This window comes from Candidatus Methylopumilus universalis, assembly GCF_006364435.1.
Classification (GTDB): Bacteria; Pseudomonadota; Gammaproteobacteria; order Burkholderiales; family Methylophilaceae; genus Methylopumilus; species Methylopumilus universalis.
On sequence record NZ_CP040977.1, the window covers coordinates 686,783 to 710,824 of the forward strand.

Sequence of the window (24,042 nt, forward strand, 5' to 3'; positions counted from 1 at the left end):
CCTGTTAACTTAATTTGCGAGCTCCATCTTCTTGACTTCCTCCAATGACACCTCAACAATTCTTGATACACCAGATTCTTGCATCGTAACACCAATGAGTTGCTGGGCCATTTCCATCGCTATTTTATTATGTGACACGTAAAGAAATTGTGTATTTTTAGACATCTCTGTAACCATATTTGCAAAGCGAAGTGTATTACTATCATCAAGTGGTGCATCAACCTCATCCATAAGACAGAATGGCGCTGGGTTTAGTTTAAATAAGGCAAATACAAGGGCTGTAGCAGTTAATGCTTTTTCTCCACCGGACAATTGACTGATGGTTGTATTCTTCTTGCCTGGGGGCTGGGCTGTAACTTGAATACCTGTATCTAAAATCTCTTCGCCTAATAGTTCAAGTTTTGCTTGGCCTCCATTAAAGAGCACTTTAAAAAACTCTGTAAAGTTCTTATTTACTTCATTAAAAGTTGCGATTAATCTATCCCGCGTTTCTTTATCAATACGTTTTATAGCGTCTTCTAAGGTGTTGCTTGCTGAAGTTAGATCCTCCACTTGACTATCAAGATAACCTTTTCTTTCTTTTTCAGAGGTAAGTTCATGAATAGCAGCGAGATTGACAGGGCCTAATAAATTAATTTCTTCTTGAAGTTTGTTACAAAACTCTTGCACTTCTTTAACGGTTGTTTTGTCTGTGATTGATTCCGAGAGTATCACCTCATCTAATTGCGACTCATTGATCTCATTTTGAAATTGTTCAAATAATAATTTTGATTCTTGCTCATTCAAGCGAGATTGTTCGAGTTTGTCGCGAATTGGGTGAACTGCTTGTTCAGTTTGTAAGCGCTTTTGTTCACTTTCACGTAGATCAGTTTCTTTTTGAGCAAGATTATCGCGGGATGCAATAAGGACTTTTTCCCGCTCATCTTTCACTGTAAGTTTTTCTCTTAAACTAGCTTGCAGTGTATCAATTTGTTCAGTGTTGATTGAGGCTTTAGCAAGATTTTTTTTATTATTAAGGGAATTATTATCTTCAGATAACAGGGTTACTCTATTATTTAATTCGCCAATTTTATTATCAATAATTTTTAAATTGAAATGGCTTTCCTGAAGTTGAATTTCTGCTTCGTTGACTTGCTTTCTAGCGCTTTCGTATTCAAATTCATGGTTCTTTTTAATCTCTTCAGCAGCAGTTCTTTTCTCCAAAAATCTAAGTAAATCACCTTCTAAATTTTGAATAAAGCTCGATTTAGATGTCTTATCTATCTCAATTTGAGTCAGTTTCACCTGCAGTTCATTTTGCTCGCGCGTAATATTGCTATGCTTTTCATTAGCATAAGCAATGCTTTGTTGAATTTTTTCTACTTCAATCTCTCTTTGATGAAGCTCATTTAAAGCATCTTTCAATTCTTCACTGTATGAGTCTGCCTGCTCTTCATAGTCACTTAATTGGATTTCGGCTTCATTGAGCTTATTTAATACATCTTTATAATTATTTTCTATAGACGGGAATTTAACCTGAAGCGCTTTGAGTCTCTCTTGGCGGATAAGAATCCCATTGAGGGATGCATCTTTGCCGTAGAAAGAAACGCTATTTTTAGTAAAAATATCACCTTGTTGGTTAACTAAGAATTCACCCTGCTCTAAATTACCAATGAAATTTTTATAACTTTCTCCCTTTGGAATAAGATAACAATCCGATAGCCATTCTGATAAAAGATTCATCAAAAGTGGATCGCTAATTTCAATAACATCTAAAGCGGAATTTAATTTATTATTTTTTGGCTTGTAAGCATGAGTAGTATTTAAATTAGCAAGTACCATAGACGCAGGTGGTCTATGAGCTATTGATTCATATTGAGCTAAGATCGCATTCAATTTTCCGCCCAGTGCAGATTCGATAGCTGTTACCCAGTCTGTTTTAATCTTGAGCTTTTCCCACAAGCGATTTGAAGTATTTATATTATGCTGAGAAGTCCAACTTTTAAGGCTTTCATTTCCTTGGGTATCATCCTGAATTTGAGCAAGCGTTTTGATCTCACCCTCAATTTGACTTAATTCCTTTTGTATTTCAATTTGATGCTGTCTTAAAGTATCAATTTCTTCTTCAAGATCGGATGAGAGTGATTTGTTTTCACTTATCTTGTCTTCAATTTTTTCTGCATCTGACCGCTTGTCATTTAAATCAGTTTCTTTATCTTCAAGTTGAGATTTACCAGACAAATCAATATTGATAATCTCATTATTTAGAAAGGAGATACGTGCATTTGTTTCTTCTTCAGTTTTATGAATAAAGTCTATCGTTGCCTTCTCAAGATTTATTTTCTCTTGCGTTGACTGGAATTGATTTACAGTTTGATTAAATTGTTCTGATGATGAAAGGTATTGTGCTTCTACTGATTGAATTGATGACTTAAGAGTATTAAAGCTCTCTTCTTTCGTCTTAAAGAGTTCGCTTAATGCATCTTTCTCAATAACTGCTTCTTCAATTTCTTTTGTAAATTTAAGCTGGTCTTCCGAATTCTTAGCAAGATTAGCTTCAATTTCAACCAATTCTTTTTTACTTCGCTCTAAAAGCTCATTTTGATTTCTAATGTTATTTTCAATATTAGAAACTTCAGAATTGATTTCATAAAAGCTTGCTTGGTTCTTATTGATTTCATCAGAAGCATTAATATGAGCTTGTCTTAAATTTTCGACCTCAGCTTCTATCTTTCTTAAAGCTGCGGTTTGCTGTTCTAACTCATTTACAAGCTTTTCAACTTGAGACTGATGTTTTTTCCAAACGATACTAGCATCACGTTTTTTTAAAACCCAAACTTGTGCTTGATGAAATTTATGTTTCTCGGTTAATTCGTTATACTTTGTTGCAATAACTGCTTGAGATTCAAGCTTTGCAATTTGCTGAATAATTTCATTTACAACGTCCTGAATGCGGCTTAAATTTTCTCGCGTGTCTCTGAGTCTGAATTCTGTTTCACGACGACGCTCTTTGTATTTACTAACGCCCGCAGCTTCCTCAAGATAATTTCTTAATTCCTCAGGTTTGGCTTCAATAATTTGTGAGATGGTATTTTGGCCGATGATGGCGTACCCTCTTCCACCTAAGCCTGTTCCTAGAAAAAGATCAGCAATGTCTTTACGTCTTACAGCTAAATTATTGATGTAATAGGTAGAACCCTTTTCTCTTTCGATAACTCGCTTTACAGATATTTCTGCATACTGCGCCCATTCCGTAGGGGCTTTACCCAAAGAGTTATCAAAAATAAGCTCTACGCTTGCACGAGAAATCGGCTTACGATTTTCTGACCCATTAAAAATAACGGAATCCATATTTTCACTTCGCATCTCCTTAGCTGAAGACTCACCGAGAACCCATTTGACAGATTCCATGATGTTGGATTTCCCACACCCATTAGGGCCTACAATGCCGACTCTTTGACCTTGAAGTTGAATAGTGGTGGGATCTACGAAAGATTTAAAACCGGCTAATTTAAGTTGTATAAGTCGCACAATATTCTTTTATTGAAGTGAAGTAGGTGTTATCTAATAACAGTATAATAACTTTTTTTACTTTCTTATTTTAATCTATGAACGCACTTTCTTTGGGAAAAAAACCAAGCGCAAAACCTACTAAAAAGCTTGAAACTTTCGTTAATCCATGCCCTTCTCGTGACTTCCATATTCATATGCAAATCCCTGAATTTACCTGTTTATGCCCTAAGACAGGGCAGCCAGACTTTGCGACTTTATATCTTGATTACATTCCTAATAAAAAATGTGTTGAGTTAAAAAGTCTTAAGCTTTATATCTGGTCTTTTAGAGATGAAGGCTGCTTCCATGAGGCCGTTACTAATCGAATTTTAGATGATTTAGTAAAGGCAACAGAGCCTCGATTTATGCGTCTTCGAGCTGAATTCTTTGTACGTGGCGGTGTCTTTACGAACGTTGTAGCTGAACACAAGAAAAAAGGTTGGAAGCCTGAGCCTACAATTGACTTAACGCAATTTTCAAAACAATCTAACACCCGATCCTAAAAGGATTGACGCGCCTATCGCTAGAACCTAAGATGGCGTCTTTGATAAATTACCTGGGGGTATAGCTCAGCTGGGAGAGCGCTTGCATGGCATGCAAGAGGTCAGCGGTTCGATCCCGCTTATCTCCACCAAATACCTTATATCAAACGCTGTTCTATAGTAGAATAGCACCTTCTTTTCTTAGGTCCCCATCGTCTAGAGGCCTAGGACACCTCCCTTTCACGGAGGGAACAGGGGTTCGACTCCCCTTGGGGACGCCAATTACCAAGCTAGCTCATCAATTCAGAGATAGCTTCAAACATGCTAGAATCACTTTTTTTAAATTTTCCCATAAAAACTTATGAGCTTAGATAACGTCCTTCCTGGTAAAGATGTTCCAACACATTTCAACGTCATTATTGAAATACCCATGAATGCTGATCCAATCAAATATGAAGTCGATAAAGAGTCCGGTGCGATCTTTGTAGATCGATTTATGGGTACTGCAATGCACTATCCTACTAACTATGGCTACGTTCCAAAAACAATTGCAGGTGATGGTGACCCTGTGGATGTGCTTGTTGTTACACCATTACCTTTAATACCAGGTGTGGTTGTGAGTTGTCGCGCTGTTGGCATATTAGATATGGAAGATGAACAGGGTCAGGATGCAAAAATTTTAGCAGTTCCTGAAGATAGAATTCTTTCAATCTATTCTCACTGGCAAAAACCTGAAGACATGAATCCTTTGCGCCTCAATCAAATTCAACACTTTTTTGAGCACTATAAGGATTTGGAAAAAGGTAAATGGGTTAAAGTTAAAGGATGGAAAGGCCCTCAAGATGCGCACAAGGAAATTCTCGAAGGCATTGAAAGATACAAAAAGAGTTAGTTATTAAAATCCATGGCGACCCACAATCTCAGACGGGTCTTCATCTTTAAGAAATACGTATTCGCCTGTGACATCAATTTCTACCCAGTCACATACCAAAGACAAAGTTTCGAAGTTTTCATCAATGACGCAGCAATCCAGCCACTTTTTTTCGCCATTGATTAAAATAGCTTGAAAGCCAATTTCTCTCCAAGCATTCACTAAATTTTCCATATCAATAGGATTCATAGCGCCATCTCGAAAGAGGTGTTCATCGTACCAAACTCTAGTGCCTAGCGAAGAAGCATGGTCAATCAAGCACTGATCCCATCCGCCAGGATATTTATCTTCTATGGTTGATCTTCGAACAATAAAATTAAAATGCTCTAATGCAATAGCCATTTAAAAATTTTCTTTCTCTTCTAAAAATCTCCACATACCTGTGGGCAGATCACCAAGTAAAACACTACCAATTCTTACCCTTTTTAATCCAGTCACACGAAGCCCAACAAGCTCGCACATTCTTCTAATTTGTCTATTTCGTCCCTCAGTTAAAACAAAACGCAATTGATCGTCATTTTGCCATTCAACTTCCGCATGCTTTAGCTTGTAGCCATCGAGAGAAAGTCCATGTCTTAATAACTCCAAACCTTGATTTACTAACTTTCCTTCAACTCGAACTAAGTATTCTTTTTCGATAGCACTCTGCTCACCAATAATTGTTTTAGCAATTCTTCCGTCCTGCGTAAGCACCAACAATCCGGAAGAATCAATATCAAGTCTTCCAGCTGGAGCCAATCCATCGGTATTAAATCTTGGATTTCGAGACGAGTGCTGTTTAGAAACCTGAAAATTATCTTGGGTCACGAGACTGGCGGCAGGCGTAAAAGCTTTATCGTCATCAAGATGTGAAATATAACCCACGGGTTTATTTAAGATAACGGTAGCTTTGGAAGACTGCTGAATAGCTGCTTGCTTTTTTAATTCAACTTTTTGTGATCGGAAAGCGCGTGTACCTAATTCAGTGACAACCTTTCCATCAAGCATGACAAGGCCTTGTTCAATATAAGTATCAGCTTCTCTTCTCGAACAAAGGCCAAGCTCAGATAGTATTTTTGAAATACGAACAGCTTCTTCCATTTATATAAGCTTTATGATTATTTAAGTTTGTAAACCAAGATGTTGTCACCCTCTTTAAAACCAAAGATAGAATTACCACCTGCAGCAACAGCAATATATTGCGTACCATCAATCTCATAACTAATAGGTGGTGCATTAACACCTGCATCAACTTTATTTGTCCAAAGTAACTTTCCAGTTTTAGCATTGTAAGCATTAAAATTCCCATTACCCTCACCCATGAAAACAAGATTACCTTCAGTCGCTAATAAGCCTCCTGTTAATGGTTGATCTGTCTTAACTTGCCATTTAATTTTTTTACTATTTAGATCTATAGCAGAAAGTAGTCCCCATCTCTCATCTTGCGTAGGTTCGGAAGAAGCATATCTAATCGCAGGTAAATCATCACGCGCAGGCTCATCAACTAATGTGTATTTAATAGGTGCATGAATAGCTGAAACAAATGCAATTTGATTTTTTTCATCTAGGGAAGTTGGGCCCCAATTAGCACCACCTAAAATACCCGGGTATAAAACTGTACCCTCAGCTGAGGCTTTTGCAAAAAGATTTTTTTGTGGCACAAAGGGTTCTGTTTTTGCCAAAAGATCACCCGTGACACGATTGTGAATGTAATACCAGCCGGTCTTACTGGCCTGACCTACAGCAGGAATCGTTTTACCATCTTTCTTATATTCAAATAATACTGGAGGGCTAGCAACATCATATCCCCATACATCATGAGGAACTTGCTGATAAAACCATTTTAATTTACCTGAGGTTGCATCAAGCGCTACAAGGGAAACAGTATATAAATTGTCTCCGGGTCTTGAAATATCATTCATCTGTGGAGAAGGATTACCTGTACCAAAATATAAAGTATTTGCTTCTTCATCAATAGCTGGGGTGCTCCATGCTGAGCCTCCTCCATACTTCCAAGCCTCTTTATTATTTTTAAGACTTTCTTTTTCTTGAGCAATATTACGGTTTAAAGAAATATTACCTTCAATTGTTTCTCTAAATTTACCCTCCCATCCTTCTGATGGAATCGTATCGAACTGCCAGACACGCTTACCTGTTTGAATGTTATATGCTGCCAAAAATCCTGGACGTCCAAAACGACCATCCACCCCAATCACAGCGCCCATTGGTGCATCTGGTCTGGGTGTATCGACATGTAATCCATATCCCACCCCTGTAATGCCCACAATTACTAAATCTTTGTAAGTTACTGGTGCCATAGCAATGCCTACACCAGTTTGACCATAAACATCCTTTTGACTCTTGCTGTCGGACTGACTTAGTGAGTTACTACTTTCAAATTTATTATCATTATCAGCAACATCAATATCCCAGATTTTTTTACCTGTTTTCGCATCTAAAGCAACCAGTCTTGCATCAACGGTACCTATAAAAATTTTATTACTTGAATATGCCAATCCTCGATTTGCAGGACCGCAGCACATTCTCCAGCTATCTCTTTTTTTATGGTTATAACGCCATAACTCTTTACCTGTCTTTGCGTCTAATGCGACTACATGGTTATGCGGAAGACTGATGAACATTACATTATTAATAACCAATGGGGATGCTTGAAATGTCGCTGCAACACCCGATTTAAATTTCCAAGCGAGTTCAAGATTTTTGACATTATCTTGATTGATTTGAGTTAAGGTCGAAAAGCGTTGATTGGTAAGATTCTTACCATATGAAGGCCATTGCTCGTCTGAGCCAAATTTGAATGACGGAAGCTTGGGTAGAGAAATCTTATCTAAAGACAATGCATCCAGGGAAATAGAATCCATAGAAGCGCAACCTGTGAATATAAGAAAAAAGAAGCTTAATAGAGCCGCTCGGATAGATTTCAACGTATACCCTTTCAAAACGATCGTATGAGATTACTAGATTAAAAAAGCACTTTATGGTTAATGCCTAATACTGATATCTTATCGCAAGCAATCTTTTTTTAATACCAGATATAGACTGACAACCTTACATGCAAAAAAATATAGCAATCATTGGAGCAGGCATTACAGGCTGTTCATTGGCACATTTTTTAGCAAATACCGGATGGGATGTCACATTAGTAGAGAGCCAAGATGATATAGCTTCCGGGGGCTCGGGAAATCCAGTGGCAGCAATTTATCCCAAATTTATGCTTAACGATAAGGCATACAATGATTTCATGCTAAAAAGTTTTATGTTTACGACAGCATGGATAGATAAATCAGGTCTAAATAAAGATGATTATCGATTTAATGGTGCGATTGAAATTTTAGAGGGCGCATATGCTCATAAATTAGAAATTAATTTATTAGGGAAAATGTTAGAAAAAGAAAAATTTTTAAGCTTAATAGATAAGTCTATGCATAAAAAATATCTAATAAAGAAAGATTCAAGTGGTCTTTTTTTTCACCAAGGGGGTTGGGTAAATCCAATTGCTCTATGTCGCCATTTAACAAATCATTCGAATATTAAAGTAATCACAAATCAGGAAATAGTATCAATTGAAAAATTAAATGATCAATGGACGCTTAAAACTAAAGATCAAAAAAATTTCAATGCTTATCATGTTGCTATTTGCAATGCAGCGAATCTACATCAATTCGATTTAACACAACATCTCTATACAGATGCGTTCCGAGGACAAATCAATTGGGTGAATTCAACTTCATTCCAAATGCCGTCAGTCGTGATTTGTGATGAAGGATACCTATCTCCCCTCATTAGAGATAAACATATTTTTGGTGCAACCTACGCCATGAATGACTTTAATAAAGATTTAAGAATAAGCGATACAAAAAAGAATATAGCGTCCATTAAAGAAATACATCAAGGGTTTCATAAACATTGTCTAGCGCAAAAAAAAATTGCTGGTAGAGTGGCTTGGCGAGCATCTCCAAAAGATAGAAAACCCTATGTAGGTCGTGTGTTTAATAATCAAATATTTGAAAAAATGCGCATAAGAGAGCTAGCCCAAGCAGATCATCTTCCATGGTTAGAAAATTTATATATTGCAAGTGGATTTGGTTCCCGAGGGTTCACATTTGCCCCCTACTGCAGTTCTGTGCTCGCAAATTTAATTAATGATAATTTATCACTAGAAGATAAAAAAACATTAAATTATACAAATCCAGAAAGATACCGACTTAAAAAAATGAGTTTAAAAAAAGTGGCGAGCCAAATTTTTAAGGTATAAATTTATATTATGTCGAAAATATTGATTCAAGAAGCAAAAAAATACGAAAGTGAAGGGAATGTTTCTCAAGCTATTATTTCATTTAAGAAAGCCCTGCAATTAGAGCCTGAAAATTACATCATTCAATTGGAATTAGGAAATCTTTGTGCTTCTAACAAACAATTTGAAGAGGCTGCCGGCTATTTTAGAAGATGTCTATATCAGTTCAAAGATAATATAGAAATTAAAAATGCACTTTGTTTTTCTCTTACTTCATTCGGTAACGAGTATTATTTAGAATCAAATTTTCAATTATCAGAAGCTTGCTTTGAAGAAGTTTTAGAATACGAAAAAAATAATTGGGTTTACTACTACAATCTTGCAAATACACAAGATAAGCTTAATAAAATTTCTAAAGCTTATGAGAATTATCAAAAAGCTATCCAACTAAATCCGAATGATGCTGATCTTTGGAATAACAATGGCAATTCAGAACGCAAACTGGGCTATTTGGATAAAGCATTAATATCCTACGAGAATGCCTTGAAGATCAAGCCTTCTCTTTTTCATGCACTAGCCCACCTTACTCATCAAAAACAACATATGTGTAACTGGCATGATATTGACAAATATTTCCAAAAAATATGTTCTGTTGTAAACACAAATGCAGAAGCACTAATTTCACCTTTTGCTTTCGTTGCAAATCCACTATCGTCTTCTCAAGATCAGCTAATATGTGCAAACCAATGGACACAAAATCATTTTAAAGACCGACCTTTTAAGAAAGAAAAATGGAAACAAAAAAATAAAGTACGTATCGGATATTTATCTTCAGACTTTAAACTTCACCCGCTATATTTTTTAATTCGCGATGTTATCAGATATCACAATCGGGATATTTTTGATATTTATGCATATGATGCAAGCCCACATGAAAATACCAATGAGCGAAATACACTTATTAGCTTATTTGATTTTTATAGGGATATCTCAAGCCTCAATGATGAAAAGGCTATAAGCCTTATTAATAACGATGAAATTGATATTTTTATTGATTTAACAGGCTATACCAATAATAGTCGTGCATTTATTGCACCGCAACTTAAAAATACAACGACTATAAATTGGCTAGGCTATCCAGGCTCGATGGGATTAACCCAAGAAAAACCACTTTATGATTTTATCCTGGCTGATGACTTCATTATTCCTGAAAATGATGAAAAATATTATGCAGAATCTATTTTAAGACTACCCTTTGCCTATCAGCCGAATATAGAAAATCGTTACCAATTGAATCATAAAAATCGCCAAGATTACGGCATACCCTCAGATGCATTTGTATATTGTGCATTTAATCAATCATTCAAAATTACTGAATTCATATTCAAAGCCTGGCTTACTCTTTTAGAAAAATATCCGAAAAGCATTCTTTGGCTGACAGAATCTAATAGCTGGGCAACAAATAATTTAAAAAACTACGCAGAGAGGCACGGCATTAACTCTGAGAGAATTATTTTTGCCAAACGGGTTCCCAATGAAGAGCATATTGCTCGTCACGCCTTGGCAGATATTTATTTAGATACCTTACCTTATAACGCACATACCTCAGCAAGTGATGCATTAGCTATGAATATACCTATCGTCACACTTAAGGGCAAAACATTCCCTTCGAGAGTGGCGGGAAGTTTGCTTCATAGCTTAAATTTAGATGACCTTATTACGGAAGACATTGAAAGTTATATTAAATGCGCTTCTAAGCTGACTGAAGATTCAACATATAGACAAGATATTACTCTTAGACTAACAGAGGCCAAAGCAACTTCGCCGAACTTCAAGCCGCAGTTATTTGTAAAAACTTTGGAGAATATCTATCAAAAACTCATTTAATTTTTCGAAGCAAGAATAACACCAGCGATAATTAAAATTCCACCTAGCCACTCTTGAAGCGCAATAATTTCACCTACAAGAAAATAAGATGAAATTGCAGCGACCACAATTTCAAATAGAAAAAAACTAGAAGCCTCTACTGCTTTAATTTGTGTAACGCCAAATTGTACAAGTAATGTTGAAAAAAAAAGGCTTAATGCAATCACCATCATAATCATGGCATCCACCGGTGTAAAAAAATCCAATGTTGGCATAGTGTTTCTATCAAACATAATACATATAGTAGCTACTAAGATTACACCAAGCCATATTGCGAGTGCTTTTTGGTCGATCGTCATATGTTCATGCTTCCGTGTCATAACATTTGTTATGGCAAAGCCTATACCTGAGCTAAGAGCTAACCAATCACTTTTTGAATCTAAATGAATCAGATAGCCAGGCTCCCAAAGCATAATGAAAGCACCAATAAGAGAGATAAAAATAGCAATGTAGTGCCGTTTTTGTGTATCTTCATTCAACATAAAATGCGCTAAAAAAATAGTCCAAACAGGAGAGAGGTAAAATAAAAGCATGACACGCACTACCTCTCCGTCAATAACAGCAAGCACATAACTAATATTTGTATAACCTGCGACGAGAGAGAGAAGCCAAAAATCTCTTGACCATATAGGAATCTTTTTCTTAGCAATAAAAAAATAAGGCAGCGCTATTGCAAGTGTCAAAGTAAAAACATAAAGACTGGAATAAATACCTGAAACCCCTACTTTTGCCATCAAGCGATAGGGATACCAAATAATTCCCCAGACAAGAGCACCAAAAAGTAGGGCAAAAATTGGAGGGTAAAGTTTTGTGTTCATGAGAGTCTTGCCCTAACGAAAGCTATCGCTTCATTACATATGTCGTCATTGGAAGCATCAAATAAATTAAGATTTTCCATACTCCTCATCCAAGTCATTTGTCTTTTGGCTAGCTGGCGAGTTGCAAAGACAATCTTATCGATACATTCTTTTTCTTCAATGTCCCCATTAAAGTACTCAAGAGTTTGACGATATCCCACTGATCTCATGGATGGCATATGACTCTGAAGTGTAGGATATTTTTGAAGTAAAGATCTCACCTCTTCAAATAAGCCGGCCTCTATCATTTCATGAACTCTAAACTCAATTCGCTGATGAAGAATTTTTCTATTGCTTGGCATGAGTCCTAATTTACAAACTGAAAACGGGAACACATCTTTATTTTTTGATTGATGATAAGAAGATAGAGGTTTTCCTGATGAGTAAAAAACTTCTAAAGCACGACTGATGCGCTGGGCATCATTAGGATTTAACTTTGCTGCCGTTTCTTTATCAACGGATTTAAGCTTTTCATAAAGCTTAGGCCAGCCGACTTGGCGCGCTTCTTCTTCTATAACTTTTCTAAACTGATCATCAGTCGCTGGCATTTGATTAATTCCTTTTTCAAGGGCATTAAAATACATCATAGTGCCTCCAACAAGGAGCGGAATACGCTTTCGCAATAAAATTTCATCAATACGCTGTAGAGCATCTTGTGTAAATTGCGCTACGGAGTACGATTCATTTGGCTTCATGATATTAATAAGGTGATGAGGTGCCTTTTCTAGAATGTCTTGATTTGGTTTAGCTACACCAATATCCATGTCTTGATATATTTGTGCTGAATCAACGCTAATAATTTCGAAAGGAAAGGTTTTAACAAGCTCAACAGCAAGACTTGTTTTGCCTGAAGCTGTAGGACCAATCAAAAAAAATATAGTTGGCTTGTCTATAGCCATAGTTTAAAAATTCTTAGCGATATTAGGATTGGAAGCTAAATATTTTTTTATACCAATTAAAATATTTTTAGCTAGAAGTTCTTGGTGCTCTTCATTATTTAAAATCTGCTCTTCCTTTGGGTTGCTTATAAAAGCTGTTTCCACAAGAATAGATGGAATATCAGGCGATTTAAGAACTGCAAATCCGGCCTGTTCTACATTTGACTTATGTAGATCATTAATGTCGCCCAATTGCTCCAGCACAAAATTTCCAAGTTTTACACTGTCATTGATCGTTGCTGACTGAGATAAATCGAGCAATGTCTTAGCAAGCATCGGATCTTTATCATCCAAACTTACGCCACCAATTAAATCAGACTCATTTTCTTTATTCGCTAAATATTTAGCGGAAGCTGATGTAGCTCCTCTTTCTGACAATGCAAATACAGAAGAACCTTTAGCCTCTGGATTTGTAAAAGCATCTGCATGAATAGAAACAAAGAGGTCTGCTTTTAATTTTCTTGCCTTAACAACACGTCCATGAAGAGGTACAAAATAATCATCATCCCTTGTAAGCACAGCTCTTAATTGCTCATCATCATCAATAATTTTTTTAAGTTTCCTTGCAATAGATAAGGTAATATTTTTTTCTAAGCTGCCGGCTGCCCCTCTAGCTCCAGAATCTTCACCACCATGTCCAGCATCCAAGGCAATCACGATTTTTTTGTTTAAATTTTTATTTACTTGAGTTGGTAATAGGGCCTCTTGAGATGTTTTTTCTTTTTTAATTTCTGGAGCTGTTAAGACAATCTCTTTTTTTGACGGCGTGAGATCTTTTTTTTCTTTATCTTGAACGAACGCCATTAATTCATCAACTCTTGGATACACATCTATGACCAAACGATGTTTGTATCCACCTGCAGGCTTTAGAGAAAAAATATTAATTTTAGACTCTGTTCTTAATTCAATCACGACTCGAGAAACCTGGTTATTAAACTTCGCAACACGAATTTGTTTAATATTAGGATCGCTTGATAATATTTTAGTGCTTAAATTTTTTAAATCGTCATTAAGGTCAATATCATGAAGATCAATGACCAGGCGATCTGGATTTTTTAATATCATTTGATCATTACTAATAGCTTTAATGGACTCAAGAGTTACACGCGTATACTCTCTTGCGGGCCATACACGTGCTGATTCAATCGAATTTTTTGCCCAGACGTGATTGGAAAATATCCCCAACGTGAGGATAAAAATAATTTTTAGATAATAGTTTTTAAGCATTCACTTCCTATAGTAGTGCAGCCAATCAGATGAAGATGACGGCCAAATGACTCATGGCTTAGCTCAATCGAAATATCAGGCTCCGGAAGAAAATGCCCCGCTTTTTCTGGCCACTCGATTAAACAAATAGACTTTTCATTAAAGTATTCTCTAAATCCAGAATCATCCCACTCATGCTCGCCTTTGAAGCGATAAAGATCAAAGTGATAAATCATAAATTTTTCAAAGTGATAAGGCTCGACTAATGTATAGGTTGGGCTTTTCACTTTATCCTGATAACCAAGCCCGCGAAGGAGACCTCTCACAAATGTCGTTTTTCCTACACCTAATTCGCCTTTTAAATATAAATTCATACCGGGATGTAAATGGTTCGCCATGCTTTCTGCGAAACGAAGTGTTTCACTTTCATCTTTTAAGTCATAATTAGAATCAAACATCATAGACACTACTTATATAAAAAATAATTAAAACATGGCAGACATTTGGGATCAATTAGCATTGCAAATTAAAGACTGGGGCCGAGAAATTGGTTTTAATCAAATTGGCATTGCTGATATAGACCTCAATCATACAAAAGATCATTATCTAGAATGGATTAAACAAGGGTTCCATGGTGAGATGCATTATATGGTAAAACATGGTTCTCGGCGATATCAGCCAGCTGAGTTGGTGCCAAATACCATCCGAATTATTACGGCCAGACTCAATTATCTCCCCCACTCTCACAATTCAGAAACTATTTTAGAGGATGGTCAAAAAGCTTTCATTTCTCGATATGCTTTAGGCCGTGATTACCATAAAGTGATGCGTACTAAATTAAAAAAACTTTCAGAAAAAATTCAAAAAGAAGCATATAAAACATTAGATCGATCATTTGAATTTAGATTGTTTACAGATAGCGCTCCTGTCATGGAGGTTGAGCTTGCTGAAAAATCTGGACTTGGTTGGAGAGGAAAACATACCTTACTCATCAATAAAGAGCATGGCTCCTGGTTTTTCCTAGGTGAGATTTATATCAATTTACCCCTACCCGTTGATAAAAAAGTAGAAAATCATTGTGGAACATGCACAAGTTGTATCGATGTATGTCCCACCAAAGCTATCGTAGGGCCTTATATGCTTGACGCAAGAAAGTGCATTTCATACCTCACTATTGAACATAAATCCTCTATACCTTTGGAATTTAGAAAACAAATTGGCAATCGTGTTTATGGTTGTGATGACTGCCAATTGTTTTGTCCTTGGAATAAATTTGGCCAAATAACTAATGAGGAAGATTTTAAAGTGAGGCACGGTTTAGATGATATTGAGCTTGTGGAATGCTTCTTATGGACTGAAGCAGAGTTCATCAAATACATGGAAGGTAGCGCAATCCTTCGTATTGGTTATGACCAGTGGTTGAGAAATATTGCGATAGGACTTGGGAACGCTAAAACATCTGAAACTATCGTGAATGCTCTTAAAGGAAGATTAAATGAAGCCTCTCCGCTTGTGAAAGAACATATATCCTGGGCACTTGCGCAACATAATTTTCATATGAATTAAGTATGTCTTTGCTATAATGAGCGGCTATATTGAAATTTTCATCATTAAATCCTTGAGTTGAACGTTATACATGTCGCAAATTAATCAGTCGCCTATCTGGCAAGCGCTAAATCAACATAAAAAAGATATCGAACCCATTTCACTCCGCGAGATGTTCAAATCAGACGCTACTCGGTTTGATCAATTTCATATTCAGTTTAATGATTTACTTCTAGATTATTCAAAACATCTGATTTCAAAAGAGACGATCAACCTCTTAGTTAAGCTTGCAAAAGAAGCTGATATAGAAGGTTGGCGAGATCGTATGTTTAAAGGTGAAAAAATAAACTCCACTGAACATCGTGCAGTGCTTCATACAGCACTTCGTAATCAAAATGAAACACCTATCATGTCCGATGGCGAAGACGTCATGCCTAAAGTTAAAAATGTACTCAAAAAAATGAGACGTTTTAGCGAAGAGGTAAGATCAGGTCAATGGAAAGGCTTCACTGGTAAAGCAATTACGAGTGTTATTAATATCGGCATAGGCGGTTCTGATTTAGGTCCTGCTATGGTATGCCAAGCCTTGAAACCTTACGGCTCAAAAACTATTACACCCTATTTCGTTTCTAACGTAGATGGTGCTGATCTTTCCCAGGCATTAGAAAAATGTGATCCAGAAACAACACTTTTTATTATTGCCTCTAAAACATTTACAACGCAAGAAACAATGACCAATGCATATTCAGCAAGGGATTGGCTTCTCAAGGCTGCAAAAGATAACCAACATATTAAAAAGCACTTTGTTGCATTATCTACAAATCAACATGTCGTATCGCAATTCGGTATCGACACAGAAAATATGTTTGAGTTTTGGGATTGGGTAGGCGGTCGTTACTCTCTTTGGTCTGCGATCGGGCTTTCTATCGCGCTATATATTGGTATGGATAGCTTTGAAGAGTTACTTAAGGGTGGATTTGAAATGGACGAGCATTTTAAAACAGCGCCCATACAACAGAATATTCCAATGATGATGGGATTGCTAGGCATTTGGAATATTAATTTCTTCAACTTTTCAACCCATGCGATCTTAGCTTACGATCAAGGATTGTCAAAACTCGCACCTTATCTTCAACAAGCAGATATGGAAAGTAATGGTAAATTTATCAATCGCGATGGCGAGCACATCGACTTTCATACAGGCCCTGTGCTCTGGGGTGAGGTCGGCACCAATGGCCAGCATGCTTTCTATCAACTCCTGCATCAAGGTACTGAAATCGCCCCTGCTGATTTCATCATGCCTATAGAATCCCATTATAAGATAGGTAAAGACGGTGATGAGCATCACAAAATCTTGCTTTCAAACTTTATTGCGCAAACACAATCCCTCATGCTAGGGAAAACATATGATGAAGCGCGAACTGAGATTGAAAAACAAGGCTTCGAAGGGGAGGATATTGAAAGCTTTATCCCCCAAAAAACATTTGAAGGTAATCGGCCCACTTCATCCATACTTTTTCAAAAACTAACCCCAAAGACTTTGGGTCAACTTATTGCGATGTATGAACACAAGATCTTCACCCAGGGCATCATATGGAATATCAATTCATTTGATCAATGGGGTGTGGAATATGGCAAGCAAATTGCAAAACAAGTTTTACCTAAACTGTCTGAAAAAACACCTACACATGACTTTGACAGCTCTACAAATGGATTAATTAATTACATTAAAAAATATCTATAACCTATTGATATTATTTAATAATCAATTTTTGATTTAATATAGCTGTTCGTAAAGATTCATTCATAGAAGAGCCTAAGCTTGCACCAAATTTACGTGCAAAACGATCAGCAAAACCTTCGTAAGTCGTGAAATCAACTACCTCTTCAACTTTAATAATTTCACGCGCAACATAATCGTAATTACCAAAACTGTCAGCTAACCCTAATTTTATTGCAGCCTCACCATTCCAAAAAAGACCACTAAATGTGTCTGGGGAGTCTTTGAGTCTATTACCACGGCCATCTTTTACCACTTGGATAAATTGTTGGTGCACCTGATTTAGCATTTCTTGAACAAAAGCTTGTTGCTTTGAATTAACTGGAGAGAAAGGGTCAAGCATGGCTTTGTTTGAGCCTGCTGTCATAAGTCGTCGTTCAACCCCTACTTTCTTCATGGTATCTGTAAAACCAAAGCCATCCATAAGGACGCCAATAGAACCTACGATACTCGCTTTATCCACAAAAATTTCGTCGGCAGCCACAGCAATATAATAACCACCTGAAGCACAGATATCTTCTACTACAGCATAAACAGGAATATGGGGATGTAATTTTTTTTGTCGTTTAATTTCATCATTAATCATTCCTGCTTGAACTGGACTTCCGCCTGGGCTATTAATTTTTAAAATAATGCCTTTTGTGCCGCGACTGTCATAAGCCCTTTGTATGCTCTCGAAAAAGTCTTTTGCATTAACCTCATCCTTTTCACCTATCACGCCATTTATTTCAATCAATGCAGCGTGGCTGCTAGAGCCGCCTTTGGTATGCGTAGCGCCAAATGCAAAAAACAAAAGCACAAAAAGATATAAAAATGTAATGGATTTGAAAAAAATACCCCAGCGCCTTGCAATTTTTTGCTCACCTAAAGCTGAAAGCGCAATTTTTTCTAAAGCCTCTCTTTCCCAATGCGTATTTGTTTTGCTTGTCGTTTTTTTTCTCACTGCCATTTGCTATGCTCCATAAATGCTTTAAATAATTTCAACACATAATACATTGTTTGATTCTGTTACATTTAATTTTTGTAAAGCTTCACCGCGACAAGGACCTGAAATACATTCTCCAGAAGCAGGATGGTATATGGCGCCATGCGTAGAACATACAATCCATTCTTTTTGGTCATCCATAAACTCATTGGGCTTGTAATCAAGCTCAATTGGCATATGCCGGCATTGATTAAGATAGGCATGGTACTTGCCTTCAAAAAGAACTACAAAACCTGATTGCGTTGCAGAGGCTATTTGATATTCAAATTTAACGGTTGAGCCTTCACCCTGAAAATCTTTTTTATCTATTTCAATTTTTACGTTTGCACTCATGACAACAAGAAATCTACAACTTCATTAAAAGAGTCAAAACAAGCCAAAGGCTCATAACTCAACAACACGTCTTTAGGCTGAGCTCCGTAAGTCACTGCTATAGTTTGAATATGTGCATTCTTTCCCATTTCAAGATCGTAGTGAGTATCACCTACAATCACTGCGCGGTTAGCTGGAATCTGAGTTTCTTCTAAAATAGCTTCTACCATATGAGGATGGGGTTTAGAAAAGCACTCATCGACAGTTTTAGTTGATAAAAAATATCTATTTAATTCAGTATCTTGCAATGCAAACTTCAACCCTTTTCTGCTTTTACCTGTAGCAACAGCGAGCTTACATTTATTCTGATAAAGTCGCTCAATACCTTCTTTTACCCCATCGAAAAGATATGAATTACCTTCATTTGCATGATAATGCGAGCGGTAACCTTCAGCCACTTTCTCTAATAATTCAGAGGATAAATGAGGAAACAATTTAAGTAATAATTGGTTTAAGCCTAGACCCAAAGTTTTTAAAATTAAAGCTCTGGGGGGTGCTATAACACCAGCGCCTTCGGCTGCTGAAATAACGGCATCCACAATGATGCCTGTCGAATCTGCTACAGTGCCATCCCAGTCTAGAATTACTAAATCAAAACGTGGTGATTTCATATAGCTTGCTGACTTAAAAATGCATCAAGTTCCCGTGGCAAAGGGGCTTTTAACTCCAAAGGCTCCTCAGTTAAGGGGTGTTTCATTTTCATAGAGAATGCATGAAGAAACATCCGTTTTAAGCCCTTTTTTTGGAGCACCTTGTTTAAGGAAAAATCTCCATATTTATCATCTCCTAAAATAGGAAAGCCTAGATGCGCAAGTTGAACCCTTAGTTGATGGGTTCTGCCAGTGATAAGCTTAGCTTCAAGGAGGGTGTAAGGCCCTAAAGATTTTTTTAAATAGAAGATGGTTTTGCTCATTTGATTTTGGCTATCATCTTCATCCTCAGTCACATTGACACGCCTCTCGCCCCCTTGGGTGAATGTTTTTTTGAGCAAAAGTTCGACTGTTTTTTTGGGGTCAGTCCACTCTCCCTCAACCATCATGGTATATTTTTTTTCAATGCGATTATGTCGCATCATGTCGTGCATATTCACGAGCGCCGACCGCTTTTTAGCAATCAATAAAATGCCGGAAGTTTCTCGATCAATACGATGAACGAGCTCTAAAAACTTAGCCTTAGGTCTTGCATGACGAATCAGTTCTATAACACCAAAGTTGAGGCCACTGCCACCGTGGACAGCATAGCCACTTGGCTTATTAATTGCCAATAACGCGTCATCTTCGAAAATAACATTTGTGTCTAACCAAGCCGTTTGTTGTTGTTTGGGCTCAATAACATGTGGCGCTCTTTCTCCTTCAACAGCGATAGGAGGGATTCTTACTTCATCATCTATTTGAAGACGATAAGTGGTATCGACTCGCTTTTTATTCACTCTCACCTCGCCGCTTCTAAGGATTTTATAAATATGGCTTTTAGGCACATTTTTTAAAATTTTTAAGAGAAAGTTATCGATTTTTTGTGTTTCACTTGCTTCGTCCACAATAACAAATGTGGCTTTTTCATGAGAAAAAATATTTTTAGTGTTTGTGTTTTGCGTCATATTTTGTTTAATTGGGTTTATACCCTATACTAGATGTGTTCAGTCTCTCTTAATCAATTGAATTGAAGAGATAATTTAAGCTGAATTATACCGTGACAACAAATTACTAAGGCTTTTTCCGCTCGCCTTATTTTAAGTAGCGGCCTTGAAACAAGGTTTAAAAATTTAAAGAATATTTTAGTTTTATTGCACATGTACATAACAAAGATTCATAAATATTTTGCTCAACAATCTTACAAATAAGATCTGTGACTAAGTAAATAATTTAAAAAAACTTTTTGAATAGAAAAAGTTTTAATTTAAGAAATACTAACCTTCCTTAAGGTTAGATGTGCACCTGAATAGCTGAAATACATTCTTTATCTTAAAACCTACTTGTAGGAGTTTTAGATAATGAAACGTATGCTTTTTAATGCAACCCAATCAGAAGAATTGCGTGTTGCCATTGTAGATGGTCAAAAATTAATCGATCTTGATATTGAACGTGGAAGTCGCGCTTTAAAGAAAAGTAACATCTATAAAGGCATTGTGACTCGTGTAGAACCTTCACTTGAAGCTGCTTTTGTAAACTATGGTACAGAGCGACATGGCTTTCTTCCCTTCAAAGAAATTTCTCCGCAATATTTTAAAGATGCAACTCAAAATCGCCCTCGCATTCAAGACGTTATTGAAGAAGGTCAAGAAATTATCGTTCAGGTCACAAAAGAAGAACGAGGCAATAAAGGGGCTGCACTTTCAAGCTACCTTTCTCTTGCAGGACGATACATTGTATTAATGCCAAACAATCCTGATGGCGGAGGCGTTTCAAGACGTGTTGAAGGCGAAGAACGTAATGAATTCCGCGATCATATTTCAAACTTAGATATTCCAGAAGGCATGAGTGTCATTGGTCGAACAGCAGGCGTGGGTTCGTCTCTTGAAGAACTGCAATGGGATTTAAATTATTTAAAGCAATTGTGGACAGCAATTGCTGAAGCATCCCAAGGTCAATCAGGCGCATTCCTGATCTATCAAGAAGGCAATCTTGTGATTCGCGCCATCAGAGACTATTTCCATCCTGAGATAGGTGAAATTCTTATCGATACGCAAGAGATCTATGATCAAGCCACACAATTTATGAATCATGTGATGCCAAATTATGTAGACCGCGTAAAACTCTACGAAGATGAGGTTTCTTTATTTTCCCGCTTCCAAATTGAACATCAAATTGAATCTGCTTTTTCAAGAGAAGTTAGATTACCTTCCGGTGGCGCTATTGTGATTGATCATACAGAGGCTCTTGTTTCTATTGATGTGAACTCATCAAGAGCTACTAAAGGAAGTGATATTGAACACACCGCATTTAATACCAATATTGAGGCTGCTGAAGAAGTGGCTAAACAATTAAGGCTTCGCGACTTGGGCGGTCTAGTTGTAATTGACTTTATTGATATGGAAAGCCAAAAAAATCAACGTGAAGTAGAAAATCGATTTAGAGATGCGCTTCATCACGATCGCGCAAGAGTCCAAACAGGCAAAATTTCGCGTTTTGGATTGCTCGAGCTTTCGCGTCAACGACTTCGTCCAAGTATTGGCGAGTCAAGTAATAGTATATGCACTAAATGTAATGGCACGGGCTCAATTAGAGATATTCAATCTTCAGCATTACATATTCTTCGTATGATTCAAGAAGAAGCAATGAAAGAACATAATGCAACTATCTCAGCTCAATTACCAATTGAAGTTGCTACATTCCTTTTAAATGAAAAACGTTCAGATATCTTTAGTCTTGAACAACGCTTAAAAGTTGAAATTATATTAATCCCTAACAAACATCTTGAGCCTCCAAATTATTCTATCTCAAGCGCCAAGCAAGAGGATCTTGCAAATCAATCTAAGCCAAGCTATCAAATGATGGAGTCACTTAACGAGGGCAATCAAGTCTTAAATTATAAACAGGCATCTAATGAACCAAAACAAGAGCCTTTAGTAAAAGGTATCATTCCTGACACCCCTGCTCCGTCAGGATCAGGCAAGCCAAATAAAACATTATTTGGCTTCTTTAAAAATCTGATTGCTGGTGATGATGAAAGCACTGGAAATTCTAGTGAAGAAAAAACGGAAGTTTCTGAAGCAACAGAAAACAATCGTCCAAGACCGCAGCATAATAATCGAGGACGTAATAATCGTAATCAGAAATTTAAACAGCACAATAAAAAGCAACCTCAAGGAGAGATTCAGCCTTCTGAAACGGATGCAAGTTCAGCTTCAGAAAAAGTAACTCCTCCAGTTTCAAGACCAAATCAAGATAATAATAAACGAGGAAGAAACAATAATCGCGGACGATTTAATAAAGATCGTGGTGCGAGATCTAATCAGGGTCCAAATGATTTTGAGAAAAAAGCTTTAGCATCTCAAGAGGCACCCATTTTGAATAAATCTGCTGCTGAAGCAAGACCTAGTCAAGTAACAAAAACAGAGTCTAAGCCAATTGAAGCATCGAAAAAACCTGCTCCTCCCAAGCCTAGAAAAAAAGTAGAAGAAAAGCCAGTTGACCTAAAGGCAATCGGTCTTGAGCTTGTAGAAACAAAAGCTAAATCAAAACCTAAGGTTGCAAAAGAAGTAGAAGAAAAGCCGAAAAAAGTAGCGCCAAAGAAAACAGCTGCTTGGCAAAAGAAAGAAAAAGCTAAAGATGAGCCTATCGTAATGGTTGAAACAAAAGCTGCAAAGAAAAAATCTACTAAATAGATTGTTTAATGAAGCTTACTGATAACCAACCAAGGTAAGCGATTAATACTGACCCAACGACATGAAGCGCAATAAGAGTGAGTGAGGCGACAAGCTCATTCTTTTGCAGTAACTGAAAAATCTCAGCAGTAAATGCAGAGAATGTAGTAAGTCCCCCTAAAAAACCTATATTAATAATAAGTTTCAAATCTGGACTTAAGTCACTAAATAGTTCAAAAGCCCCCATCGATATCCCCATTAAGTATGCGCCTGCAAGATTAACTGTTAATGTGCCCATCGGATATATCGGATGAAGGGTATTTAATAAAATACCTATGCCCCAACGACTCCATGCGCCCATAGCTGCAGCAAAACCTATATATAGAAAATTTTTCAAGATAATTTTAAGAAATGCTCTCGATAATATTTTAATTCGTCGATCGAATCATATATATCCGATAAGGCTTCATGTTTGCTTGTTTTTTTAAAGCCTTGATAGAGCGTGGGTCTCCATCGACGTGAAAGCTCTTTAAAAACACTGACGTCTAGATTTCTATAATGAAAATAACTTTCCAAATTGGGCATATGCTTTGCCATAAAACGTCGATCTTGACAGATTGAATTGCCGCACATCGGAGATTTATTGGGTGCAATATGTTTTTTTAAGAATTCAATGGTTGCTTCTGAAGCGTAATTTTCATCAAAAGACGACTTTTTAACTCTTTCAATCAACCCTGATTTTGAGTGGGTAGATTGATTCCATGTATCCATACCATTCAATATCTCATCTGTTTGATGAATAACAATGACTGGGCCTTCTGCAATAATATTTAAATGGGGATCAGTCACCACAGTTGCTATTTCAAGTACTTTGTCGGTCTCGGTATTAAGGCCGCTCATTTCCATATCAAGCCATATTAAATTATCGTCCGAAGAGCTCATCATGATTTCC

Annotated in this window: 21 protein-coding genes and 2 tRNA genes; 9 read left to right on the forward strand and 14 right to left on the reverse strand. The window is 36.8% G+C overall.

Annotated elements, in window-relative coordinates; genetic code table 11:
* Nucleotides 1–9: 9 nt before the first annotated feature.
* The gene (gene smc, locus FIT70_RS03770; RefSeq protein WP_189340830.1) at nucleotides 10–3,510 is read right to left on the reverse strand and encodes a chromosome segregation protein SMC; all 3,501 of its coding nucleotides are present in this window, start codon (nucleotides 3,508–3,510) and stop codon (nucleotides 10–12) included.
* Nucleotides 3,511–3,587: 77 nt separating this feature from the next.
* On the opposite strand from smc, the gene queF reads away from it, so the two are divergent.
* The 4 genes from queF (at nucleotide 3,588) to ppa (ending at nucleotide 4,905) form a co-directional block, all read left to right on the forward strand.
* A complete protein-coding gene (gene queF / locus FIT70_RS03775; protein ID WP_139870355.1) occupies nucleotides 3,588–4,034 on the forward strand; it encodes a preQ(1) synthase in 447 nt (148 codons plus the stop codon).
* Between the two features lie 55 nt (nucleotides 4,035–4,089).
* A tRNA-Ala gene (locus tag FIT70_RS03780) sits at nucleotides 4,090–4,165 on the forward strand.
* Between the two features lie 53 nt (nucleotides 4,166–4,218).
* Nucleotides 4,219–4,294: transfer RNA gene (locus FIT70_RS03785), tRNA-Glu, on the forward strand.
* 80 nt (nucleotides 4,295–4,374) lie between these two features.
* A complete protein-coding gene (ppa, locus tag FIT70_RS03790; protein WP_028817763.1) occupies nucleotides 4,375–4,905 on the forward strand; it encodes an inorganic diphosphatase in 531 nt (176 codons plus the stop codon).
* A gap of 3 nt (nucleotides 4,906–4,908) precedes the next feature.
* On the opposite strand, the gene FIT70_RS03795 is transcribed toward ppa, so the two are convergent.
* The 3 genes from FIT70_RS03795 to FIT70_RS03805 are packed head-to-tail and all read right to left on the reverse strand — an operon-like array spanning nucleotide 4,909 to nucleotide 7,805.
* On the reverse strand, nucleotides 4,909–5,286 hold the full coding sequence (locus FIT70_RS03795; RefSeq protein WP_139870356.1) for a hypothetical protein: 378 nt from the start codon (nucleotides 5,284–5,286) through the stop codon (nucleotides 4,909–4,911).
* The gene (locus tag FIT70_RS03800; protein ID WP_139928549.1) at nucleotides 5,287–6,024 is read right to left on the reverse strand and encodes a pseudouridine synthase; all 738 of its coding nucleotides are present in this window, start codon (nucleotides 6,022–6,024) and stop codon (nucleotides 5,287–5,289) included. It lies immediately after the preceding gene.
* Between the two features lie 17 nt (nucleotides 6,025–6,041).
* Nucleotides 6,042–7,805 carry a pyrroloquinoline quinone-dependent dehydrogenase gene (locus tag FIT70_RS03805; RefSeq protein ID WP_139874552.1) on the reverse strand — a complete coding sequence of 588 codons (1,764 nt, stop codon included), beginning with the start codon at nucleotides 7,803–7,805 and terminating at the stop codon, nucleotides 6,042–6,044.
* A gap of 191 nt (nucleotides 7,806–7,996) precedes the next feature.
* Between FIT70_RS03805 and mnmC1 the strand changes: the two genes are divergently transcribed.
* Both mnmC1 and FIT70_RS03815 read left to right on the forward strand, forming a co-directional pair.
* Nucleotides 7,997–9,199 (forward strand): FAD-dependent 5-carboxymethylaminomethyl-2-thiouridine(34) oxidoreductase MnmC1, encoded by a 1,203-nt coding sequence (gene mnmC1 / locus FIT70_RS03810; RefSeq protein ID WP_139874553.1) that lies wholly within the window; start codon nucleotides 7,997–7,999, stop codon nucleotides 9,197–9,199.
* A 9-nt stretch (nucleotides 9,200–9,208) separates the two neighbouring features.
* Nucleotides 9,209–11,065 (forward strand): O-linked N-acetylglucosamine transferase, SPINDLY family protein, encoded by a 1,857-nt coding sequence (locus FIT70_RS03815; protein ID WP_139930705.1) that lies wholly within the window; start codon nucleotides 9,209–9,211, stop codon nucleotides 11,063–11,065.
* Here FIT70_RS03815 and FIT70_RS03820 read toward each other — a convergent pair.
* From FIT70_RS03820 to tsaE, 4 genes are read right to left on the reverse strand one after another with little or no spacing between them, the layout of a single operon-like run.
* Nucleotides 11,062–11,922: a DMT family transporter gene (locus FIT70_RS03820; RefSeq protein WP_139875662.1), complete on the reverse strand. Its 861-nt coding sequence runs from the start codon at nucleotides 11,920–11,922 to the stop codon at nucleotides 11,062–11,064. The two genes, FIT70_RS03815 and FIT70_RS03820, sit on opposite strands and share 4 nt — an antisense overlap.
* Nucleotides 11,919–12,860, reverse strand: a complete 942-nt coding sequence (miaA, locus tag FIT70_RS03825) for a tRNA (adenosine(37)-N6)-dimethylallyltransferase MiaA (protein WP_139930707.1) — start codon at nucleotides 12,858–12,860, stop codon at nucleotides 11,919–11,921. The genes FIT70_RS03820 and miaA overlap by 4 nt, the downstream gene beginning before the upstream one ends.
* Before the next feature lie 3 nt (nucleotides 12,861–12,863).
* The gene (locus FIT70_RS03830) at nucleotides 12,864–14,126 is read right to left on the reverse strand and encodes an N-acetylmuramoyl-L-alanine amidase (protein WP_139884412.1); all 1,263 of its coding nucleotides are present in this window, start codon (nucleotides 14,124–14,126) and stop codon (nucleotides 12,864–12,866) included.
* Nucleotides 14,105–14,566: a tRNA (adenosine(37)-N6)-threonylcarbamoyltransferase complex ATPase subunit type 1 TsaE gene (gene tsaE, locus FIT70_RS03835; RefSeq protein WP_139884413.1), complete on the reverse strand. Its 462-nt coding sequence runs from the start codon at nucleotides 14,564–14,566 to the stop codon at nucleotides 14,105–14,107. The genes FIT70_RS03830 and tsaE overlap by 22 nt, the downstream gene beginning before the upstream one ends.
* A gap of 31 nt (nucleotides 14,567–14,597) precedes the next feature.
* Between tsaE and queG the strand changes: the two genes are divergently transcribed.
* Both queG and pgi read left to right on the forward strand, forming a co-directional pair.
* Nucleotides 14,598–15,671, forward strand: coding sequence for a tRNA epoxyqueuosine(34) reductase QueG (queG, locus tag FIT70_RS03840; protein ID WP_139930709.1), 1,074 nt, complete (start codon nucleotides 14,598–14,600; stop codon nucleotides 15,669–15,671).
* Nucleotides 15,672–15,741: 70 nt separating this feature from the next.
* Nucleotides 15,742–17,394 (forward strand): glucose-6-phosphate isomerase, encoded by a 1,653-nt coding sequence (gene pgi, locus FIT70_RS03845; RefSeq protein ID WP_139930710.1) that lies wholly within the window; start codon nucleotides 15,742–15,744, stop codon nucleotides 17,392–17,394.
* Nucleotides 17,395–17,404: 10 nt separating this feature from the next.
* Here pgi and sppA read toward each other — a convergent pair whose 3' ends face one another.
* The 4 genes from sppA to FIT70_RS03865 are packed head-to-tail and all read right to left on the reverse strand — an operon-like array spanning nucleotide 17,405 to nucleotide 20,384.
* Nucleotides 17,405–18,379, reverse strand: coding sequence for a signal peptide peptidase SppA (gene sppA, locus FIT70_RS03850; RefSeq protein WP_139884416.1), 975 nt, complete (start codon nucleotides 18,377–18,379; stop codon nucleotides 17,405–17,407).
* Between the two features lie 21 nt (nucleotides 18,380–18,400).
* Complete coding sequence (locus FIT70_RS03855; protein ID WP_139870366.1) at nucleotides 18,401–18,748, reverse strand: Rieske (2Fe-2S) protein; 348 nt, start codon at nucleotides 18,746–18,748, stop codon at nucleotides 18,401–18,403.
* Nucleotides 18,745–19,398 carry an HAD family hydrolase gene (locus tag FIT70_RS03860; protein ID WP_139928561.1) on the reverse strand — a complete coding sequence of 218 codons (654 nt, stop codon included), beginning with the start codon at nucleotides 19,396–19,398 and terminating at the stop codon, nucleotides 18,745–18,747. Before FIT70_RS03860 ends, FIT70_RS03855 begins: the two co-directional genes overlap by 4 nt.
* On the reverse strand, nucleotides 19,395–20,384 hold the full coding sequence (locus FIT70_RS03865) for an RluA family pseudouridine synthase (protein ID WP_139870367.1): 990 nt from the start codon (nucleotides 20,382–20,384) through the stop codon (nucleotides 19,395–19,397). Before FIT70_RS03865 ends, FIT70_RS03860 begins: the two co-directional genes overlap by 4 nt.
* Nucleotides 20,385–20,777: 393 nt before the next feature.
* Here FIT70_RS03865 and FIT70_RS03870 point away from each other — a divergent pair, with 393 nt between their 5' ends.
* Nucleotides 20,778–23,111, forward strand: a complete 2,334-nt coding sequence (locus FIT70_RS03870; RefSeq protein WP_139930713.1) for an Rne/Rng family ribonuclease — start codon at nucleotides 20,778–20,780, stop codon at nucleotides 23,109–23,111.
* Here FIT70_RS03870 and crcB read toward each other — a convergent pair.
* Nucleotides 23,104–23,487, reverse strand: a complete 384-nt coding sequence (gene crcB / locus FIT70_RS03875; RefSeq protein ID WP_139930715.1) for a fluoride efflux transporter CrcB — start codon at nucleotides 23,485–23,487, stop codon at nucleotides 23,104–23,106. The two genes, FIT70_RS03870 and crcB, sit on opposite strands and share 8 nt — an antisense overlap.
* Nucleotides 23,484–24,032, reverse strand: a complete 549-nt coding sequence (orn, locus tag FIT70_RS03880; protein WP_189340310.1) for an oligoribonuclease — start codon at nucleotides 24,030–24,032, stop codon at nucleotides 23,484–23,486. The genes crcB and orn overlap by 4 nt, the downstream gene beginning before the upstream one ends.
* Nucleotides 24,033–24,042: the final 10 nt, after the last annotated feature.

Bases quoted from the DNA above. Each gene is read 5' to 3' on its own strand.
- queF (WP_139870355.1), top strand. From the start codon at position 3,588: ATGAACGCACTTTCTTTGGGAAAAAAACCAAGCGCAAAACCTACTAAA.
- ppa (WP_028817763.1), top strand. From the start codon at position 4,375: ATGAGCTTAGATAACGTCCTTCCTGGTAAAGATGTTCCAACACATTTC.
- FIT70_RS03795 (WP_139870356.1), bottom strand. From the start codon at position 5,286: ATGGCTATTGCATTAGAGCATTTTAATTTTATTGTTCGAAGATCAACC.
- FIT70_RS03800 (WP_139928549.1), bottom strand. From the start codon at position 6,024: ATGGAAGAAGCTGTTCGTATTTCAAAAATACTATCTGAGCTTGGCCTT.
- FIT70_RS03805 (WP_139874552.1), bottom strand. From the start codon at position 7,805: ATGGATTCTATTTCCCTGGATGCATTGTCTTTAGATAAGATTTCTCTA.
- mnmC1 (WP_139874553.1), top strand. From the start codon at position 7,997: ATGCAAAAAAATATAGCAATCATTGGAGCAGGCATTACAGGCTGTTCA.
- FIT70_RS03815 (WP_139930705.1), top strand. From the start codon at position 9,209: ATGTCGAAAATATTGATTCAAGAAGCAAAAAAATACGAAAGTGAAGGG.
- FIT70_RS03820 (WP_139875662.1), bottom strand. From the start codon at position 11,922: ATGAACACAAAACTTTACCCTCCAATTTTTGCCCTACTTTTTGGTGCT.
- miaA (WP_139930707.1), bottom strand. From the start codon at position 12,860: ATGGCTATAGACAAGCCAACTATATTTTTTTTGATTGGTCCTACAGCT.
- FIT70_RS03830 (WP_139884412.1), bottom strand. From the start codon at position 14,126: ATGCTTAAAAACTATTATCTAAAAATTATTTTTATCCTCACGTTGGGG.
- tsaE (WP_139884413.1), bottom strand. From the start codon at position 14,566: ATGATGTTTGATTCTAATTATGACTTAAAAGATGAAAGTGAAACACTT.
- queG (WP_139930709.1), top strand. From the start codon at position 14,598: ATGGCAGACATTTGGGATCAATTAGCATTGCAAATTAAAGACTGGGGC.
- pgi (WP_139930710.1), top strand. From the start codon at position 15,742: ATGTCGCAAATTAATCAGTCGCCTATCTGGCAAGCGCTAAATCAACAT.
- sppA (WP_139884416.1), bottom strand. From the start codon at position 18,379: ATGGCAGTGAGAAAAAAAACGACAAGCAAAACAAATACGCATTGGGAA.
- FIT70_RS03855 (WP_139870366.1), bottom strand. From the start codon at position 18,748: ATGAGTGCAAACGTAAAAATTGAAATAGATAAAAAAGATTTTCAGGGT.
- FIT70_RS03860 (WP_139928561.1), bottom strand. From the start codon at position 19,398: ATGAAATCACCACGTTTTGATTTAGTAATTCTAGACTGGGATGGCACT.
- FIT70_RS03865 (WP_139870367.1), bottom strand. From the start codon at position 20,384: ATGACGCAAAACACAAACACTAAAAATATTTTTTCTCATGAAAAAGCC.
- FIT70_RS03870 (WP_139930713.1), top strand. From the start codon at position 20,778: ATGAAACGTATGCTTTTTAATGCAACCCAATCAGAAGAATTGCGTGTT.
- orn (WP_189340310.1), bottom strand. From the start codon at position 24,032: ATGAGCTCTTCGGACGATAATTTAATATGGCTTGATATGGAAATGAGC.